Genomic DNA, 3,115 nt, shown 5'->3' on the forward strand with positions numbered 1-3,115 from the left:
CCGCGTAGCTGCAATCGGACCACCGGCCCGAGGCCATGCAGCGCTGGACCCCGGCCTGCGAGGCCTTGCAGACCCCGCAGGCACCGCGGCGGCCCGCGCACGCGCGCAAGGCGGCCAACCCCTGGCAGGGCCTGCTGCCGCCCTGGCTGCTTGATCCGCCCCAGCCCCTGCTCCTGCAGGGCAGCCGCCCTTGCTGGCAGGGGCCGCTGCAATTGCTGGCCGGCCCCTATCGGCTGGAGGCCGGCTGGTGGGGAGAGCCGCAGGCCGATGCGGCGCTGGCCGTGCGTGACTATTTCGTGGCCAGCAACGCGGCTGTCGGCCATGTCTGGATCTACCGCGAGCGCGCGCCTGCATCGGAACGGCTGCCAGGCATGCCGGCCCTGCTGTCGCCCGCCGCCTGGTTTGCGCAAGGCATCTATGGCTGAACAGGACATCCTGCTGGAGCCGCCGCCCCCGCAGCTGCAGCGGCTGCAGCCCCCGCCCCAGGCCACCGGGCCGGTGTCCGGCATGGCATCGGGCCCGGGCCTGCCCGGCTATGCGGAGCTGCACTGCCTGTCGAACTTCAGCTTTCTGCGCGGCGCCTCTTCGCCGGCCCAACTGGTGCAGCGCGCCAAGGCCCTGGGCTACCAGGCGCTGGCCCTGACCGACGAATGCTCGGTGGCCGGCGCCGTGCGGGCCTTCGAGGCTGCACGCGACTGCGAGATGGCGCTGATCCATGGCAGCGAATTCGCCTGGGGGCCGCTGCGCGTGGTGGCGCTGGCGCGCGATCTGAACGGCTGGGGCAACCTCTGCGAATTCATCAGCGCAGCGCGCGCCCGTGCCGAAAAGGGCCAGTACCTGGTCGATACCGACAGCCCCTGGCATCTGCTGCGTGAAGGCTGCGAATGCATCGTCCTGCCACAGCGTGCGCTGCTTCCAGCCGGCGATGTGCCCGCCATCGCCCGGGCCGTGCAGGCCGCCGTGGCGCAGCTGGGGCCGGGCTGCTGGCTGGGCGTGGAGCTGCTGCTGGCGCCCGACGACAGCCTGTGGCTGCAAAGCCTGCAGGACGTGGCAGGGTTAATGGGCCTGTCCTGCGTGGCATGCGGCGACGTGCACATGCATGCGCGCTCGCGCAAGCCGCTGCAGGACCTGGTGACGGCGCTGCGCCTGGGCTGCACGGTGGCCGAATGCGGCTTCGAGCTGCATCCCAATGCCGAGCGCCATCTGCGCTCACGCTTGCGGCTGGGCGGCATCTATCCGCGCGCCATGCTGGATGCAACCTTGCAGATTGCCGCGCGCTGCGATTTCAAGCTCAGTGAGATCAGCTACCACTATCCGCAGGAAAGCGTGCTTCCCGGCATGGACGCGCGCCAGACCCTGGCTTGGCATACCTGGCAGGGAGCGGCGGGGCGCTATCCGCAAGGCATTCCCGAATCGGTCGCCAAGCAGTTGAAGGATGAGCTGGAGCTGATCGCCGAATGCCGCTACGAGATGTACTTTCTCACCGTGCACGACATCGTGCGCTATGCGCGCAGCGAAGGCATCCTGTGCCAGGGGCGCGGTTCGGCCGCGAACTCGGCCGTCTGCTATTGCCTGGGCATCACGGCCGTGGATCCGAACAAGACCACGCTGCTGATGGCGCGCTTCATCAGCCGCGAGCGCAGCGAGCCCCCAGATATCGACGTGGACTTCGAGCACGCGCGGCGCGAGACCGTCATCCAGTACATCTACGAAAAATACGGCCGCGGCCGTGCGGCGCTGACGGCCGTGGTCAGCTGCTGGCGCACGCGTGGCGCACTGCGCGACGCGGGCAAGGCCCTGGGCGTGGATGCGGTGCTGATCGACGCCATGGCCCGGCAGCACCACTGGTTCAGCGATGCCGAGGACCAGGCGGCCGAGCCGGAGCCCGAACCCGATGACCCCGCCCTGGGCTGGGTGCGCTCCAAGCTGCTGCGCCTGGCCCGGCTGCGCGAGCGGCTGGGCGACGACTGCCCGCAACTGTCGCCCCAGCGTGCGCGGCTGTGGCTGGAGCTGGCCTTGCAGCTGCGCGACAGCCCGCGCCACCTGAGCCAGCATGTGGGCGGATTTGTGCTGACCGACGGGCCGCTGACGCGGCTGGTGCCCGTGGAGCCGGCCGCCATGGAGGGCCGCTCGGTCATCCAGTGGGACAAGGACGATCTGGACACCATGAAGCTGCTCAAGGTCGATGTGCTGGCCCTGGGCATGCTCACCGTGCTGCGCGGCAGCCTGCACGCGCGCGCCGCGCTGCGCGGCCCGCGCTGGGAGCTGGCCGACATCCCCAAGGACGACCCGGCCACCTACGACATGATCTGCCGCGCCGACACCGTGGGCACCTTCCAGATCGAGAGCCGGGCGCAGATGAGCATGCTGCCCCGGCTGCAGCCGCGCGAGTTCTACGACCTGGTGGTCGAGGTCGCCATCGTGCGGCCCGGCCCCATACAGGGCGGCATGGTCCATCCCTATCTTCAGGCGCGCGAGCGTCGGCGGCAGGGCGGCGAGCTGGTCCTGGAAAAGCCTGCGCTCGAGAAGGCGCTCAAGCGCACGCTGGGCGTGCCCATTTTTCAGGAGCAGGTGATGCAGATCGCCATGATCGCGGCGAACTTCTCGGCGGGCGATGCCGACGAGCTGCGCCGCTCCATGGCGGCCTGGCGGCGCAAGGGCGGCGTGCACCGCTTCGAGCGTCCGTTGATAGACGGCATGCTGGCCAACGGCTACAGCGCCGAATTTGCCCAGGCCATCTTCCGCCAGATGCTGGGCTTCGGCGAATACGGCTTTCCTGAAAGCCATGCCTACAGCTTTGCCATGCTGGCCTATGCCAGCGCCTGGCTCAAGCGCCATGAGCCGGCCTGTTTCCTCATGGCCTTGCTCAATGCCCAGCCCATGGGCTTCTACACCCCCTCGCAACTGATCCAGGATGCGCGCCGCCACGGCGTGCGCGTGCTGCCCGTCGATGTGCGCCACAGCGACTGGGACTGCACGCTGGAGGCACCGCACGAGCGCATTGCCGGCGTCGAGCTGCCGCAGCCGGCCGTGCGCCTGGGTCTGTGCATGGTGGCGCAGCTGCCAAAGACTTCCGGCGAGCGCGTGGCCCAGGTCCGCGCGCAGGCACCGTTCA

1 protein-coding gene and 1 pseudogene are annotated in these 3,115 nt (G+C 69.7%); both read left to right on the forward strand.

Features of this window, described 5'->3' with window-relative positions; genetic code table 11:
* Nucleotides 1-8: 8 nt before the first annotated feature.
* A pseudogene (locus tag L995_RS04505) lies at nucleotides 9-425 on the forward strand (Y-family DNA polymerase); the annotation flags it as partial.
* Nucleotides 418-3,115: error-prone DNA polymerase (locus tag L995_RS04510; RefSeq protein ID WP_047469544.1), on the forward strand; the 2,698-nt coding region annotated here is incomplete at its 3' end. The pseudogene L995_RS04505 and the gene L995_RS04510, both read left to right, overlap by 8 nt.

The sequence above is a fragment of the Delftia sp. ZNC0008 genome (genome assembly GCF_000799035.1).
Classification (GTDB): Bacteria; Pseudomonadota; Gammaproteobacteria; order Burkholderiales; family Burkholderiaceae_C; genus Comamonas; species Comamonas tsuruhatensis.